Raw genomic sequence first — 15545 nt, 5'->3', positions numbered from 1 at the left:
GTTCTCATGTCAGGGTGCGAGCACCTGCAGGGCGCCCTCCCACACCTCCACGCGTACGGCGTCCTCGGCCGAGGTCGGGAGTGGGTCCAAAGGTTCGCCGTCGCCGCCCATCGGGGCGCCCGGCGTGCCGTGCAGCCGCACCGAACGTCCCCGCAGCACGTGCACCTCGTCGAGCTCGACGTGCGCGCCGTCGTACACCTTCGGCAGCGCGCGGATGAGTCCGTGCCGCGACGCGGCCTCGATGACGACCACGTCGAGCAGGCCGTCATCGACCTGCGCGGAGGGCGCGATCCGCATGCCCGAGCCGTAGTAGGCGGAGTTCGCGACGACCACCGTCGCCGCGGTGAACGTGTGCGCCACCCCGTCCACCTCCACGTGCGCACGCACCGGCCGGTAGGTCGCGAGGGCGTGCAGCGCGGCGTACGGGTACTGCAGCCGCCCCGGCAACCACCGCACGCGATCGACGATCCGGCCGGCGACGGCGTCCACTCCGGCGTAGACCGAGCTGACGACGACGTCCTCCGCACCGGACGCGCGGATGACGCGCAGCAGGTCCACCGACCGGGTCGTGCCGGCGAGCAGCACCTGGGCGACCGATGCCGGATCCGTCTCGAGTCCCAGCATGCGCGCGAAGTCGTTGCCGCGACCGGCGGGCAGCAGCCCGAGCGTCCCGCCCCGGGTCGCCACCTGGCCGGCCACCGACGACAGCATCCCGTCACCACCGACGGACACCACGACGTCACCCCGCGCGACCGCCGCATCGACCTCGCCCAGGACCTGCCGGGGGCCGCGGGAGTAGACCACCTCGACCTGCGCTCCCGCCTCACGCAGCGCGCGTGCCACCGGCATGACGGCCGCGGACGCAGCCCCGGCCCCCGACGCCGGGTTGACGAGGAACGCGTAGGAGCCGCGCTCGGAACCGGTCACGGGATCAGCACGCCCGGGTTGAGGATGAGCAAGGGGTCGACCGCCGCCTTCACGCCGCGCAACATCGCCACCCCCACCGGGCCGATCTCCCGCGCCAGCCACGGGAGGTGGTCGGTGCCGACCGCGTGGTGGTGGGTGATCGTCGCACCGGCGTCGATCATCGCGTCGGACGCGGCGCGCTTCGCGGCCCACCACTGCGCGAGCGGGTCATCGGCCTGCGGAGCGGCGACGGTGAAGTAGAGCGAGCATCCGGTCTCGTACACGTGCGAGATGTGGCAGAGCACCAGCGCCTTCTCCCCCAACGAGGCCTGCAGCGCGGAGCGCACGGCGTCGTACACCTCCCGCCGGCGCGACCAGAAGGTCGCCGTCTCGAGGGTCTCGACGAGCACGCCGACGTCGAGCAGCGAGTCGCGGAGGTACGGCGCGTGGAAGCGTCCCGCGACCCACGCCTCGCCGCGCTCTGCCCCGAGCGCGGTGCCACCGGCCCCGGCGAGCACCGCGCCTACTGCCTCCCGCGCCCCGGCGACGTCCGCACCCTCGAACCCCACCACCAGCAGGCAGCCGGCCACCCCCTCGCCGCCGATCGCGGTCTGGCTGGCCAGGTTGACCATCGTCTCCGCCTCGTCGGACAACCGCAGCACGGTGGGCCGCAGACCCGCCTGGATCACCCGGCGCATCGCGTCCGCGCCGGCGTCGAAGTCGGCGAACGCCCAAGCCTCGTAGGCCTTCTGCGTCGCAACCGGTCGCACGCGCACCGTCACCTCGGTGATGACGCCGAAGGCTCCCTCCGACCCGAGCACGAGCTCGCGCAGGTCGGGTCCGGCGGCGTTGGCGGGCGCCGAGCCGAGCACGAGGTCGCCGGCGGGTGTCGCCACGCGCAGCCCGACCACCATGTCGTCGAAGCGGCCGAACCCCGCCGACGCCTGGCCGCTCGACCGCGTCGCCGCGAAGCCACCGATGGAGGCGAACTCGAAGGACTGCGGGAAGTGCCCGAGCGTCAACCCGTGCGCGGCGAGTGCCGCCTCCGCGGCGGGGCCGCGCATCCCCGCCTGCAGTACGGCGGTCCGTGACTCCTGGTCGACGGCGACGAGCGCGTCGAGGCGCAGGAGGTCGAGGCTGACCAGGCCGGCGTACCCCTCGCGCCGCGCCGCGAGCCCACCGGTGACACTGGTGCCGCCACCGAACGGCACCACCGCGACGCGGTGCTCCTGCGCCCACTGCAGGACGATCGCGACGTCGTCGTGCGAGCCCGGTCGCACCACCGCGTCCGGCGCGTCGGCCAGGTCGCCGGCCCGGGCGCGCAGCAGGTCGGGGGTCGACTTCCCCCGTGTGCGCAAGCGGCGTACGCCGTCCTCGGTCAGCACCGCGTCGGCGCCCAGTGCGGCACGGAGGGGGTCCAGCATCTCGGCGGCCAGGCCGTTCGGCGGGAGCGCGACGTCGGTCGCGGACGGTGTCGGACGAGTGCCGACGAACGCCTCGACGAGGGCGCGCGTGCTCTCCGGCAGGGTCTCGGCGGCCGCGGGGTCGCCCCAGCGCTGCGCGTGCATCTCGAGGGTCATGCGTTACAGTGTGACATATGGCGTCCATCCGTAACATCACTCAGGAGCAGGCCACGCCTAGCCCGACCGCCGAGCGATTGCTCGACGCCGCGCGCGAGGCCGTGCTCAGTGTCGGGTTCCGGCGCACGACGCTCAGCGACGTCGCCCGGCGCGCCCAAGTGTCACGGATGACGGTCTATCGCACCTATCCCGACATGACCACGATCTTCGGCGATCTCATGACCCGCGAGTGGGGCCAGGTCGTCGAGTCCGTGATCGCCGACGTGGAGACCCGCGAGGAGGACGACCCGGCCACGCGGATCGCGCAGGTCCTGGTCGGCGTCCTCGCCGCGCTGCGCGAGGACGCGCTGCTGCGCCGGGTGATCGACGTCGACCCGGAGCTGCTGCTGCCCTACCTCGTCGACCGGCGCGGTCGCTCCCAGGACGCGGTGATCGACCTGCTCGCCGCGCGCATCGCTTCCGGCCAGGAGCACGGCATCCGCGCCGGCGACCCGGTCGTGCTCGCCCGCACGCTCGCCCTCGCCGCGCAGGGGTTCCTGCTGTCGGCCGCGACCATGACCGATGACGAGGTCGGCCTCGAGACGCTGGACGCCGAGCTCGTCGAGCTCGTCCGAAGGTACCTCGCATGAGGATCCGTGCCGGCCTGGTGGACGCCCCCGACCACGTCGACCTGGTCGTCATCGGCCTCGGTGTCACCGGCGCCGGCGTCGCCCTCGATGCCGCCTCCCGCGGCCTGTCCGTGTTGGCGGTCGACGCCCACGACGTCGCGTTCGGTACGTCGCGCTGGTCGAGCAAGCTGGTGCACGGCGGGTTGCGCTACCTCGCCTCCCTCCAGGTCGGCATCGCCCACGAGAGCGCGGTCGAGCGCGGCATCCTCATGGAGCGCACCGCACCGCACCTCACCCACCCGCTGCCGTGGCTGCTCCCCCTGACCGACGCGGTGTCCGTCTCCCACGCCGCGCTCGCCTCGGCGGGCTTCCGCACCGCCGACCTGCTGCGCCTGAGCGCCCGTACCCCCCGTGCGACGCTCCCCAGTCCCCGTCGGGTCTCGCGCACCGAAGCGCTCGCGATGGCGCCCGCTCTGCGCGCGCACGGCCTGCGCGGTGGACTCGTCTACTGGGACGGCCAGCTCGAGGACGACGCCCGCCTGGTCACGTGCATCGCCCGCACCGCAGCGGCGTACGGCGCCGAGGTGCGCACGCGTGCCCGCGCCCTCGATGCCACCGGCACTCGCGTTCGTCTGCGCGACGAGCTCTCTGGCGAGCTGCGCACGGTGACGGCCCGCGCCGTCGTCAATGCCACCGGCGTGTGGGCAGACGCCCTCGTCGACGGCGTCCGGCTGCGACCCAGTCGCGGCACCCACGTCGTGCTGCGCGCCGACGCCATGCCGGGACTCACCACCGCGCTGACGGTCCCGGTCCCCGGCACCACCAACCGCTACGTGTTCGCCCTTCCCCAACCCGAGGGCGTCATCTACCTCGGCCTCACCGACGAGCCCGTCGACGGCGAGATCCCCGACGTGCCCGAGCCGTCCGAGAGCGAGATCGGCTTCCTGCTCGACGTCGCGGCGTCCGTGCTCGACCGGCCCCTGCGCCGCAGCGACGTCGTCGGCGCGTTCGCGGGGCTGCGGCCCTTGCTCGAGGCGGAGGGCTCCACCGCCGACCTCTCCCGCAAGCACGCAGTGCTGACCTCGCCCAGCGGCGTGGTCACGGTCGTCGGCGGCAAGCTGACGACGTACCGCCGGATGGCCCAGGACGCCGTCGACGCGACCGGGATCGCGACGGCTCCGTGCCGCACGCGCGACCTGCCCCTGCTCGGCGCGGCCGACCGGGACACGCTCGCCGCGCTGCCCGACCCTGCTCGCCTCGTACGCCGCTTCGGCACCGAGGCACGCACGGTGATCGACGAATCCCGCTCAACCACAGGGCTTCCGGAGGCCGAGCTCGTCGCTCCGGGCCCCGGCGGCATCACGCTGGCCGAGCTCGTCTTCGGTGTCACGCACGAGGGTGCCGTCGACGTCGATGACCTGCTGGACCGCCGGACGAGGGTGGGACTCGTGCCGGCGGACCGGGCCGCTGCCGTGCCTCTCGCCGAGCGCGCCCTGGACCTGGCGCTGATCGCACAACGGGCGTGACCTCCGCGAAGATCACGCCCGCCGGCTGTGGTGCTGACTGACCCCGCTGCTCAGTCGTTCTGACCCTGCACGTCCTGCTGCACGCGCTCGGCCCGGTGTTGGCCCTCCTGCTTGAGCGAGTCCGCGGAGGACTGGCCTTCGTCCTTCACGTTCTGCACCGACTCCTCGGCCGTGCTCCGGACCTCCTCGGCCGCCTCGCCGGCGGACTCCTTGAGGTTGTCGCCCATCTCCTGGCCGATGGACCTCACCTCGTCCATCAGCGGGCTCTCCTTCGCGGTCTCGACGAGCTGGTGGGCCGCACGGGCCTCCTTCTCACTCGCCGGCATCAGCGCAGAGATCAGCCACCCGGCACCGAACGCGACCAGTCCCGCCGCAAGGGGGCTGCCCTCGGTCTGGCCCTCGATCGTGTCCTTGGCGCCCTGGGCACCACTGGTGACGGAGTCGACCGCGCCGGAGGCGGCGTCCGACATCGAACCCCCGGCCCCGGACCCGGCCGAACCGACGCTGTCCTTCGCGTCGCGGGCGGTGCCCATCACCTTGTCGCGCATCGAGCGGACCTTGCCGCGGGCGGCGGCCTTGCGCCGTTCGACGATCTGGGACGGGCTGATCTTGTCCGACAGCGCGTCGAGGTCGCGCGACAGCTCGGCCCGCCGCGCCTCGATGTCCCTGGTCAGCTGTTCTTCTGCTGCTTGGCCCATTGCACGTCCTCCTTGATCGTCTTCTGCGTGGTCTCGAGCGCGTTCATCTTCTTGAGCTCCGTGCGGCCCGTCGCGGCCATCGCCGCGGCGACGACCGCCCACAGGGCGGTGACGATCAGTGCCGCCCAGCCGGTGTGCATCCAGCTGTCGAGCATGAACATCAGCGCGAGCGAGCCGAACAGCAGCGCGAGGTGGCCGGCGACGCCGGCCCCGCCCAGCAGGCCGGCGCCCTTGCCCGCCTTCGCGGCCTCCTGCTTGGCCTCGGTCTTGGCGAGCTCGAGCTCGTCCTTGACCATCGTCGTCAGGTTGCTGGCGATGTCACCGAGCAGGTCGCCCAACGAGCGGTCGTCAGCACCGTCCGGGGCACGCCCCGCGGTCTCATGGCTCCCCGGCACCGTCATCGCGGATCTCCCGGCGTACCGCCGAGCCCGGGCGAGAGCGGCTGGTCCATCGTGGTGCCCGGCTCACCCAGACCTGACCCGTGCGGGTACGCCGGGGGGTTGACGGGGGTGCCCACGCCAGCGGTGGGCTGGGCGGCTGCGGTGCCGGTCGGGCTGGAGGTGCTCACGGGCGCGGAGCTCGCGGCTGAATCCTGCGAACCGCCCGCCTTCGCGCCGCGGGTCACCCGACCCGCGATCACGCCGGCCGCCAACGCCCCGACGAGGAACGTCCCGGGCTTGCGGCGTGCGAACGAGCGGACCTCGTCGAGGAGCTCGGTGGGCTCGCGGCCATCCATGCGGCCGCTCAGCTCACGGGTGCGGTCGGCGAGCTGGCGTGCGAGGTCGTGGGCGAGGCCGCTCTCGACCCGCTCACCGCTGACCATCTTCTCGACGTCGTCACCGAACGTGCGCAACAACTCGACCATCCGGTCGCGCTGGCTGCCCGCCTGCTCGTTGACCTGGGACATCGCCTCGTCGACGAGGTTCATCGCCTGGTGGCGCGACTCCTCGACGACGTTCTTGGCCTCCTCGGCTGCGGTGCCCGCCAGCCGGCCGGCCTCGTCCTTGGCGACGTCCGCGGCCTCGCGTGCCTCGTCGGCCGCAGTCGTCGCTGCGTGCTTGGCCTGCTCCGCCTTGCTGTCCGGTCCGGAGCCGCCCACGGAGCCGCTCGGCGCGAGGTCCCCGGGCGGCGTGGCGGTTCCACCGGGATTGCTGGGTGTGCTCATCTCTCACTCCTCGGGGTTGGATCTTCGAGGAGTACCCGGGCGACGGGGAAACACGCGGCCCGGGTCAGCGCGCTTCCAGGACCCCCCGTGCACCGCGCTCGGCGTCCACCATCGCGTGGGAGACGAACGGATAGTTGCCAGCCTCGGGCAGCGTCAGCTCGACGAACCCACCCTGCGCCGGAGCGAGCGCGAGTGCCTGCGCGCCGCCGGTGCCGTCCGGTCCGCCGTCGCGCAGCAGGTAGGCGCCCTCGGCGTACGTCGTCGCGAACTGGCCGCCGACCACATGGAAGGAGGTGCCGCGGTTGGGTCCGGCGGCCAGCACCCAGATCCGGATCCGCTCCCCGACCCGCACCTGCACCGGGTCGTGGAAGTACTGATCGGCGTACCCGTTGAACACCACGGCGTCGGGTCGCTCCGCGGCGAGCTCGTCCGCGTCGACCACTCCGCCCTGCGGGCCGTAGTAGTGCTCGCCCTGCACCAGGACCAGGCTCCGGTCGACCGGCGGGAGGCCGGGCGGTTCGATCACCACCGCGCCGAACATCCCGTTGGCGATGTGGGCCGACATCGGCATCGTCGAGCAGTGATACATCCAGATGCCTGCACGCTCGGCGGTGAACCGGTAGGTCAGCGACTCCCCAGGCCCGATGGTGCGCATCGGCCGGTCCGGCGCCAGCGCCCCGGCGTGGAAGTCGATCGAGTGCCCGATCGTGCCGTCGTTGACCAGGGTGATGACAAACTCGTCACCGACCCGTCCGTGCAGCGTGGGCCCGGGTGCCCCACCGTTGTAGGTCCACAACCGCTGCGTGACCCCGGGCGCCACCTCCCGTTCGACCTCGCTCACGGTGAGGGTGAGCCGGCGCGTCCGCGGCCCGTCACCGCGCAACGGCGCGAGCGTGGGGTCGCTCGCGCGGAAGCCGGGATCGGGACGGGCCGCCGGGTCGTACGCCGCGGCGGGTTCAGCCCGGTCATCGGCGTCCGTGCCGTGGTGCGCGTGCTCGCCCGTGCCGTCGTCCGCCGCAAGCCCTCCCGTGACCACCACGTCGAGCGTCATCCCCATCTGCCGGTGCCCCACCAGCGAGCACCAGCCCTCCAGGTCACGGCCGACGAGGTCGACCACGACGCGCGCGGTCTCTCCGGGGGAGATCCGTCCCGACCTCTCGCCGTTCTCGAGCACCAGGTCGTGGACGTCGGTGTCGGTGTTGACGACCTCGATCACGAGGCGGTCGCCGGCGGGGACCTCGATCCGGGAGGGGGTGAACCGCATGTCACCGGCCTCGACCCGGACCGTCGTCGTCTCCCCCGTCGCCGGGACACCGGGCGTCTCGGCGGAGGCGAGGACGGTGCCCACCGACGTCGGATCCAACGCGACCGCACTCGCGACCGCCAGCATCACGGCGGCGGCTCCGGCGACCGCGGACCCCACGGCGCGTCGGCGTCGGACCGGCTCCTGCGCGGCGTCGGACAGCGGGGGCCCGCCCGCGGTGCGCCGCGCCCGGCGGGACGCCCGGATCGCCAGCACCAGCAGGGGGATCTGCGCGGCGAGCGCAAGCAGCACCAGCAACGAGCACAGCACACGGACCAGGCTGGGAGCCGGTAGCGCGCAGACGAGCAGGCCGAGATTCACCGCGGTCACCCGGAATGCGCCCGCACGGTTGAGGACCTCGTTGGCGGCCCGTACCGCACGGCCACCGCCCCCGAGCGCGGACGGGACCAGGTAGCCGAGCGCGCCCACCAGCACCTGCGCGACGAACCCGGTGGCGAGGAAGGGGACGATCGCCTCGAACCGCTCCAGGACCGCCGGCGCCTCTCCCCCGCGTGTCACGGCGTACGCCCAGGCCACCAGGCAGCCGATCAACCACACGACGCCGGCGCCCATCGACCAGGCGGGGTGCTCCGTGGGTGGCTTGCGCCGCGCCGCCTCCGCCAGTGGGACCCCGAGCACCAGCCACCCCAGCCCGTACGCCGTGAGACCCGCGGCCGCCAGCGGCCAGAGCCCCACGAGACAACCGACCGCCGTGACCAGCACGGCCGCGAGCAGCAGCGGCAGCGCGCGCCGCAGAGCCGCGTCGGAGCCCGCGCCGAGTCGTGTGCGCAGGATCGTCGGCCACAGCGTCATCACCGTGCCGGCCACCGTCATCCCGACCCAGCCCAGCAGGTTGAGCGCGACGTGTGCCAGCAGCACCTGGCCGTGCCACGGGTCGGGCAGGGCCGTCACGAGGAGCACACCCAGCGCCGCACCGACCGGGAGCAGCAGGGCGGCTGCGACGTAGTAGCGCACGACCACCGCGAACCGGACCGGCAGTGCCCGCCGGAGCTGCCCGGCCAGTCGCGCAGCGTGCCAGAGCGCCGCACCGGCGACCGCGCTCGCACCCACCGACGTCACCTGCCACGACACGGTCTGGGTGCCGACCATGACCGTCAGTGCGCCCAGGTTGAGCAGGCCGAGCAGCGCAGGGCGTGGGACCGATGGGACGCGCAGCAGCGCATCGGCGAAGTGCTGGCTCCACACCACGATCGAGTGCGTGGCCGCGCCGAGCAGCAACAGGTGCACCAACAGCCAGCGCGGCTCGGGGATCCACGGATGCGCGAAGGCCACCACGGGGATCGCGGTGAGCCAGACGAGTGCCGGAAGGTCGCGCAACGGCGAGAATCCGCGCCTCATCGTCGCGACCCTGCTGCGACCCGCCAGGCGGCGATGGCCACGAAGCCCAGTACGGCGACGATGTTGAGCACTGCGCCGATCTGCCAGGCGTGCGGCACCTCGAGCGCGTCGCCGAGCCACAGCCGGACGACGAGTGAGCCGTGCAGCAGCGCCACCGGGACATAGAGCGCGGGATGGAAGGCCAGTGTCCGACCGAGCACGACCGGCACGATGACCGGTGCGTGCGCCATCACCATCGAGAGCGTGAAGCCGAGGAAGATCGCGTGGACCACGGTGTCGTACCGCGTCCCGTCGTGGACCGCGCCGGTGGTGAGCCACGTCGCTGCGGCGACCAACGCCCACGCGTAGCCCGCGAGCATGCAGGCCGCCATGTAGCGGGGTAGCCCGGGCGCGCGAACGGTGCGGCGGGCGACGTCGTGGGTGGCGAGCCAGCCGATCAGTGCGGCCAGGACGATGCCGAGGGCGACCGAGCCGGGGCCGGGGACCAGCAGGGAGCCCACGGTCGCGCCGCCGAGGGCGATCGCCAGCAGTACGAGGACGGCACCGGCCGACGGACCCATGGCCAACCGGGCGAGCTCGAGCCGCTCACCGGCGATGGTCAGGACGACGAACCCGACCAGCCACGGCAACAGCACCGCGATCTCGACGCCACCGAGCCACAGTGCGGCCGCGCCGACGGCCAGGACGGCGCCGAGGGCCTGGACGAGAACGGCCTCGTCGGCTTGCCGGCGCCACAGCGGGACATAGACGGCGACCAGGGCGACCGTCCCGCCGAGCATCAGCCCGCGGCCGACGGTGATCGGCGCCGGCGAGAGCAGCAGCAGCGATCCTGCTCCGAGGAGCAGTGGCGCGGCCAACGCCCAGCGTGTGCCGAGTGCGACCGCACGCTCCAGCGCGATCAGGGTGCCGACGAAGCCGAGCACCAGCAGCATGCCGTGGACCAGCGGCAGTCGCGCGGTCGTGAACGGAGCCGGCAGCTGGAGCAGGAGCAGCGCCGCATCGAGGCCGGCGAGCAGCGAGATCCCGGCCGGCAGCATGAGCAGCGGACGCCAGCCACGAGCTGGGGTGTGCGAGGTGTGCGAGGTACGCCGGGAACCCGAGGTGTGCGCGAGCACCGGACTGGCGGTGGTCATGCCGATCTCCCCAGCCGCAACCGACAGGCACCCGGCTCGGCGAAGGGCACGAGCTCGACGCCCGCGGCGGTGCCGCCCGCCGCGGTCATCAGGCCCTCGGCGATCCCCTGGTGCACGGAGCAGACGACGTCGGGGTGTTCGCGCGCCGCCTGCAGCAGCGGACACCGGGTCAGCCGGACCTCGACATGGTCGGCGTCCGGCTCGGGCGCGAAGCCCATGTCGTCGAAGACCTCGTTGACCGCTCGCCTCGCGGCACGCTCCCGACGTACGGCGGCCGGGGTGAGGCCGGACTCCCGGGCCAGCTCCTGCCCCCACTCGACGCCGGCACGCCGTGCGTCCTGGACCGGCTCGGCACTGGTCCGCACGATCACCCGTGCCAGCGCCACCGCCAGTCCGGCGTACTCCGGGCGCGGGTCGTCCTGGCTCGCACCGGTGGCCTCGTAGCGCCAGGCCGGCCGACCGCGACCCTCGGCCGGGGCGGGGCTCCGGCTCACCAGGCCCGCGTCGCGCAGTCCCTCGAGGTGCTCGCGCACGGTGTTGGGGTGCAGTCCGCTCAGCGTCGCCAGGGCGTCGACGCCGACCGGCTCGGCCTGTGCCTGGAGGGTCTCCAGCAGCGACGCGCGGGTGCCTGAGAGCCGCTCCTGGCTGCGTCGGCGGGCAGGCCGAGGGCCGCGCGCAGGACCGGGAATCTTTTTCACGGAGTTCAGTGTGCCAAAATAACGGTCCACCACCAAGACCGGGCGCCGCCCGGGTGAGGAGACGGACATGACGATCGGCAATGACCTGGGCCTGACCGACGCAGGCGGCTGCGGTTGCGGCTGCGGACCGGCGGCGAGCCTGCCCGAGCTCGACGCGCGGGTGATCCCCCACGCGGTGCGGCACGGTGCGATCAAGGGCGCGCTCGGTCAGCTCGCGCCGGGCGCCGGGATGGTGCTTGTCGCACCCCACGACCCGGTCCCCCTGCTCCAGCAGATCAGCGAGGAGCACCCCGACACCTACGCCGTCGACTACCTCGACCGCGGCCCCGAAGCCTGGCGGCTGCGGTTCATCCGGCGCTGAGTCAGCTGCGTTCGCGCAGCGCGGCCGCGATCTGGTCGGTGTGGGCCTGCCCCTCGACGAGCTGGCGCAGCAGCCACAGCCGCAGCACCTTCGTCACCGCGGTAGCGAGATACATCCCGGTCCCGACGACGGCGAGTCCCAGACACGCGACGGCCAGGATCAGGCTCGAGGTGATGTCGCGCGTGTCGGACTGCGCGAGCGAGGCGTTGTAGGCCACGAAGGCTCCCACCACGCCAGCGATCATCAGCAGGATCCCGATGATCCGCACCGGACGGTCGGACTTCGACGCGTCGGTCTTCAGCTTGTGGTCCGCGACCTGCTGGTGGAAGTCGGCGCGGCGTTCTTCGGTGAGCATGGGTCAGCCTCCCAGGTAGGTGGTGGAGAGTTCGTCCTCGATGTCGGCGGGGGGACCGACCTTCACGACCCGGCCGCCGAGCATGAGCGCGGCCGTGTCGGCGATGGGGAGCACGACGCGGGCGAACTGCTCCGCGACGAGGATCGAGATGCCCTCGGCTGCGAGCCCGCCGACGATGTCGTACATCTGCGACACGATCATGGGCGCCAGTCCCATCGACAGCTCGTCGAGCAGCAGCACCGCGGGGTCCGTGCCGAGCGCCCGCGACAGCGCGAGCATCTGCTGCTCGCCGCCCGACATGGAGCCGGCCAGCTGGTGGCGCCGCTCCCCGAGCTTGGGGAACCGCGCGTACGCCGCCTCCTCGATCGCCTCCAGCCGCGTGCCGGTGCCGGTCGCGACCCAGAGGTTCTCGCGGACCGTGAGGTTGGCGAAGATGCCACGCCCCTCGGGGATCGAGCAGACGCCCAGGCGGCTGGCCTCGGTGGCGGTGATGCCGGTGACGTTGCGTCCCGACAGCCGCAGCTCGCCGGCGGTGGTCGGCATCAGCCCCGACGCGACGCGCATCGTGGTGGTCTTGCCGCCACCGTTGGGGCCGAGCACCGCGAAGACCGTGCCGGCAGGAACGGTGAGGTCGACGCCCTTGAGCACCTCGATCGCGCCGTACGCCGCCCGCACCCCGACCATCTCGAGGACGGGGTCCTCGACGAGGTCGGGCGCGCCGGGTGCCTGCGACTGCGTGAGCGTCATGCCACCACCTCCGTGCCGATGTAGGCCTCGATGACGGCCGGCGACGCCTGGATCTCCGCGGGCGTGCCCGACGCGATGAGCGCGCCGTGGTCGAGGACGTGGATGCGCGAGCACAGCCCCATCACCAGCGGCAGGTCGTGCTCGACCAGGCAGACGGCGAGCCCGTCGTCAGCGAGCCCACGCAGGAGCTCGGCGAACCGCTCGGTCTCCTGGTCGGTCTGGCCCGAGGCGGGCTCGTCCAGGAGCAGCAGCCGCGGCTGGGTCATCAGGGCGCGCGCGACCTCGACCACCCGGGCGCGGCCGGTGGGGATGTCGGAGACGTCGAGGTGGGCGATGTCGCCGAGGCCGGTCAGCTCGAGCACACGGTCGGTCTCGGCCTCGACGTCGACCTTGCGCGAGGTGTTGGCGCGCACGATGTCGCCGGCGACGCGGATGTTGTCGCGCACGCTCAGCGAGAGGAACAGCTCCAGCCGCTGGAAGGTCCGGGCCATGCCCATGCGCGCGCGGTTGCCCGGGGCGAGACGGGTGATGTCCTGACCGTCGAAGACGACCTTCCCGGCGTCGGGTCGCTGCATCCCGGTGATGCAGTTGAACAGCGTCGTCTTGCCCGCGCCGTTGGGCCCGATCAGCCCCGTGACAGTGCCGGTCCGCACGTCGATGCCGACGTGGTCGACCGCGGTGTTGCCGCCGAAGCGCACGACCACGTCGGTGGTCTCGAGCAGGATGTCAGGCGCGGACATGGGACTCGCCCTCCTCGGAGGTGGCCTGGGCCGGGACGGTGAGAGCGCTCCCGGCGACCGCTGCTGACGGTCGCGAGCGGCGCTGGCGGGCCGGGATGCCCAGGGTGCGGTCGAGCTGCTCGCTGTAGCCGGACGGGTACGGCGCGTCGACCCCGAGCAGCTCGAGAGGCACGCCGCGGCGGGCCGCGAGCGCCTGCGGTGGCAGCAGCCGCTCGGCGCGCAGCCACAGCCCGAGTGCCGGCAGCGCCATCCAGAGCACGACGGTGAGGAGGACGAACGTCCAGGTGCCGATCACCCCGGCGTACGCCAAGCCATAGAGGGCGACCGTGACGCCGAGGGCGGCGTACCGGACCTCGGGAGCACCGGCGAGGAACCGGTGGCCGGCGAAGATCGAGGACATGTTGCCGCTGGGGTTGTGAGCGACGCCGAGGCCGACGAGCGCGACGGCCACCAGGATGAGGTGGGAGATGATGCTGAAGGTCGAGGCGTGGTCGGGATAGCTCGCGCCGAGGTCGGTGAACGTCGCGGTGATGACGCTGAATCCGGCACCTGCGAGCAGGCCACCGAAGAGGGCGCCGCTGACGTAGCCGATGCCGCCGACGACCGTGAGCATCACCAGCGACAGTGACAGCGTGTAGACGAAGTGGTCGGAGGTCACCGACGACAGCGCCATCGACATGAAGATCCCGCCGAGACCGGCGATCGCGGTGGAGATCATGAAGACCGAGAGCTTGAGCCGGACCAGCCGCTGGCCGAGCATCACCGCGGCGGCCGGGCTGTCCTTCATGGCGGCGAGCCGGCGCCCGTAGCCACTGTTGCGCAGCGCGATCACCCCGACGCCGAGGACCGCGAACACGGTCGCGACGGTGTAGAGGAACACGTCCTGGTTGCCCAGGTCGAGCGGCCCGATCTGCAACGGCCACACGATGATCGTGCCTTGGGGGAAGAGCGCGAACTCCTGGCCGAACCACGACCGGGGCTGGGTCTCGCGCAGCACCATGGAGGAGACGATGCCGCCGAAGGCCAGGGTGGCCAGTGCGAGGTAGAGACCCCGCAGCCGCAGGGCGGGCAGCGCGACCAGGGCGCCGGTGATAGCCGCGGCGATGACGCCGAGGACCAGGCCGACGATGCTCATCCGGGCGTTCAGGCCGTCACCGGTGATCCCGGTGTGGAAGGCCACGAGGGTCGCGATCGCACCGAACGAGACCGGGGCGAGGTTGAGCTCTCCGGCATAACCCGTCAGCAGCGTGAGCGAGAGCGCGATGATCGCGAAGCTCAACCCCAGGATGAGCGTGCCGACGCTGGAGTCGTCGATGAGCTGACGGAAGGCGACGGTGGCGACGACGAGGACGACGGCCCAGACGGCGGCCCGGCGCACCGGCGGCACCTCGTAGCGCTCCCGGGTGCGGACAGCCGCTCCGCGCAGACGATCCTGGGGCAGTGCGAGCAGCACGACGAACAGCAGGATCATCGGCAGCGCGTCGCGCACGTTGGTGATCCAGGTCCACGACGACGGCGCATAGGCGACCAGGTAGGTGCTCAGCAAGCCCAGCACGACCGCACCCACGAAGGTGCGGGGGATGCTGCGCAGGCGGCCGAACAGGGCGGCGGCGAAGGCGTCGATCACCAGGAGGGTCAAGGCGTTGGCCTCGAGCGTGCCGCCGCCGACCGGGGTGATGAGGATGCCTGCCAGCACGGCGAGCGTGGAGCCCATCGCCCAGGCGATGGCGGCGATCCGCTCCGGGTCGTGGCCGTTGAGGCGGAGCAGGTCGGGGTCGTCGACGGTGCCGCGCATGAGTACGCCCATGCGCGACCTGGTGAACAGCAGCCGGAGTCCGATCGCGATGCCGGCGGCCGCCACCAGGCAGATGATCTCGTGGTAGCGGATGACCACGCCCCCGACGGAGATGTAGCTGTCGGCGCCGAAGAACATCCGGACCATGCGCGGGTCCTGCGGGCTCCAGATCCAGTGCGAGAGCGCCACGAAGCCCAGCAGGATCGCGACGGTGACGACGATCTTGGTGACCTCCGCGGTGTCGCGCAGGCCGCCCATGATGAAGCGGTGGAGGAGGTAGCCCATGAGCGGGCCGAGGATGCCGAGCACCAGCGCCACCGCGAGCAGCGTGGGCACGCCCCAGACCACCTGCAGCTGGTAGAACGTGAACGCGCCGATCATCGCTTGCGCGCCGTGGGCGAAGTTGAAGATGCCCGAGGTGTTGTAGGTGAGGACGAGGCCGGAGGCTGCGATGGCGTAGACCGCCCCCAGCACCAGGCCCAAGACCGTGAAGGTCAAGAACATCGTCATGTCCGACTCACTCTCACATCACCCAGGTTGGACGGGGTCCGACCACGGCCGGCCGCACGCG

The 15545-nt window shown here is 72.5% G+C and carries 15 protein-coding genes; 3 read left to right on the top strand and 12 right to left on the bottom strand.

Annotated features, from left to right (window positions below; translation table 11 throughout):
* Window positions 1-9: 9 nt before the first annotated feature.
* A complete protein-coding gene (locus J2S59_RS08705) occupies window positions 10-927 on the bottom strand; it encodes a diacylglycerol/lipid kinase family protein (RefSeq protein WP_068123058.1) in 918 nt (305 codons plus the stop codon).
* The gene (locus J2S59_RS08700; protein WP_306825015.1) at window positions 924-2486 is read right to left on the bottom strand and encodes an FAD-binding oxidoreductase; all 1563 of its coding nucleotides are present in this window, start codon (window positions 2484-2486) and stop codon (window positions 924-926) included. Before J2S59_RS08700 ends, J2S59_RS08705 begins: the two co-directional genes overlap by 4 nt.
* A 17-nt stretch (window positions 2487-2503) precedes the next feature.
* Between J2S59_RS08700 and J2S59_RS08695 the strand changes: the two genes are divergently transcribed.
* Together J2S59_RS08695 and J2S59_RS08690 are read left to right on the top strand one after the other, a co-directional pair.
* Complete coding sequence (locus J2S59_RS08695; RefSeq protein WP_181641685.1) at window positions 2504-3115, top strand: TetR/AcrR family transcriptional regulator; 612 nt, start codon at window positions 2504-2506, stop codon at window positions 3113-3115.
* The gene (locus tag J2S59_RS08690) at window positions 3112-4620 is read left to right on the top strand and encodes a glycerol-3-phosphate dehydrogenase/oxidase (RefSeq protein WP_068118865.1); all 1509 of its coding nucleotides are present in this window, start codon (window positions 3112-3114) and stop codon (window positions 4618-4620) included. Before J2S59_RS08695 ends, J2S59_RS08690 begins: the two co-directional genes overlap by 4 nt.
* Window positions 4621-4670: 50 nt before the next feature.
* Here J2S59_RS08690 and J2S59_RS08685 read toward each other — a convergent pair whose 3' ends face one another.
* From J2S59_RS08685 to J2S59_RS08660, 6 genes are all read right to left on the bottom strand, one after another.
* The gene (locus J2S59_RS08685; RefSeq protein ID WP_068118863.1) at window positions 4671-5318 is read right to left on the bottom strand and encodes a DUF3618 domain-containing protein; all 648 of its coding nucleotides are present in this window, start codon (window positions 5316-5318) and stop codon (window positions 4671-4673) included.
* A complete protein-coding gene (locus J2S59_RS08680) occupies window positions 5291-5719 on the bottom strand; it encodes a phage holin family protein (protein WP_068118861.1) in 429 nt (142 codons plus the stop codon). The genes J2S59_RS08685 and J2S59_RS08680 overlap by 28 nt, the downstream gene beginning before the upstream one ends.
* Window positions 5716-6483, bottom strand: a complete 768-nt coding sequence (locus J2S59_RS08675; protein ID WP_068118857.1) for a F0F1 ATP synthase subunit B family protein — start codon at window positions 6481-6483, stop codon at window positions 5716-5718. The genes J2S59_RS08680 and J2S59_RS08675 overlap by 4 nt, the downstream gene beginning before the upstream one ends.
* A gap of 64 nt (window positions 6484-6547) precedes the next feature.
* Window positions 6548-9145, bottom strand: coding sequence for a multicopper oxidase domain-containing protein (locus J2S59_RS08670; RefSeq protein WP_068118854.1), 2598 nt, complete (start codon window positions 9143-9145; stop codon window positions 6548-6550).
* Window positions 9142-10278 (bottom strand): DUF8744 domain-containing protein, encoded by a 1137-nt coding sequence (locus tag J2S59_RS08665; RefSeq protein ID WP_246360180.1) that lies wholly within the window; start codon window positions 10276-10278, stop codon window positions 9142-9144. Before J2S59_RS08665 ends, J2S59_RS08670 begins: the two co-directional genes overlap by 4 nt.
* Window positions 10275-10976: a helix-turn-helix transcriptional regulator gene (locus J2S59_RS08660; protein WP_246360178.1), complete on the bottom strand. Its 702-nt coding sequence runs from the start codon at window positions 10974-10976 to the stop codon at window positions 10275-10277. Before J2S59_RS08660 ends, J2S59_RS08665 begins: the two co-directional genes overlap by 4 nt.
* A gap of 67 nt (window positions 10977-11043) precedes the next feature.
* Here J2S59_RS08660 and J2S59_RS08655 point away from each other — a divergent pair, with 67 nt between their 5' ends.
* Window positions 11044-11337 carry a DUF2249 domain-containing protein gene (locus tag J2S59_RS08655; protein ID WP_068118851.1) on the top strand — a complete coding sequence of 98 codons (294 nt, stop codon included), beginning with the start codon at window positions 11044-11046 and terminating at the stop codon, window positions 11335-11337.
* A 1-nt stretch (window position 11338) separates the two neighbouring features.
* Here J2S59_RS08655 and J2S59_RS08650 read toward each other — a convergent pair whose 3' ends face one another.
* Genes J2S59_RS08650 through J2S59_RS08635 form a run of 4 tightly spaced genes read right to left on the bottom strand, consistent with a single transcriptional unit; the run spans window position 11339 to window position 15484 of the window.
* The gene (locus tag J2S59_RS08650; RefSeq protein WP_068118848.1) at window positions 11339-11692 is read right to left on the bottom strand and encodes a hypothetical protein; all 354 of its coding nucleotides are present in this window, start codon (window positions 11690-11692) and stop codon (window positions 11339-11341) included.
* Window positions 11693-11695: 3 nt separating this feature from the next.
* Window positions 11696-12439 (bottom strand): ABC transporter ATP-binding protein, encoded by a 744-nt coding sequence (locus tag J2S59_RS08645; protein ID WP_068118844.1) that lies wholly within the window; start codon window positions 12437-12439, stop codon window positions 11696-11698.
* A complete protein-coding gene (locus J2S59_RS08640) occupies window positions 12436-13179 on the bottom strand; it encodes an ABC transporter ATP-binding protein (RefSeq protein WP_068118839.1) in 744 nt (247 codons plus the stop codon). Before J2S59_RS08640 ends, J2S59_RS08645 begins: the two co-directional genes overlap by 4 nt.
* Window positions 13166-15484 (bottom strand): ABC transporter permease, encoded by a 2319-nt coding sequence (locus tag J2S59_RS08635; RefSeq protein ID WP_068118836.1) that lies wholly within the window; start codon window positions 15482-15484, stop codon window positions 13166-13168. Before J2S59_RS08635 ends, J2S59_RS08640 begins: the two co-directional genes overlap by 14 nt.
* Window positions 15485-15545 lie beyond the last annotated feature (61 nt).

Source organism: Nocardioides massiliensis (assembly GCF_030811215.1).
Lineage (GTDB): Bacteria > Actinomycetota > Actinomycetes > Propionibacteriales > Nocardioidaceae > Nocardioides_A > Nocardioides_A massiliensis.
This window is presented reverse-complemented; position numbering and strand designations above follow the sequence as displayed.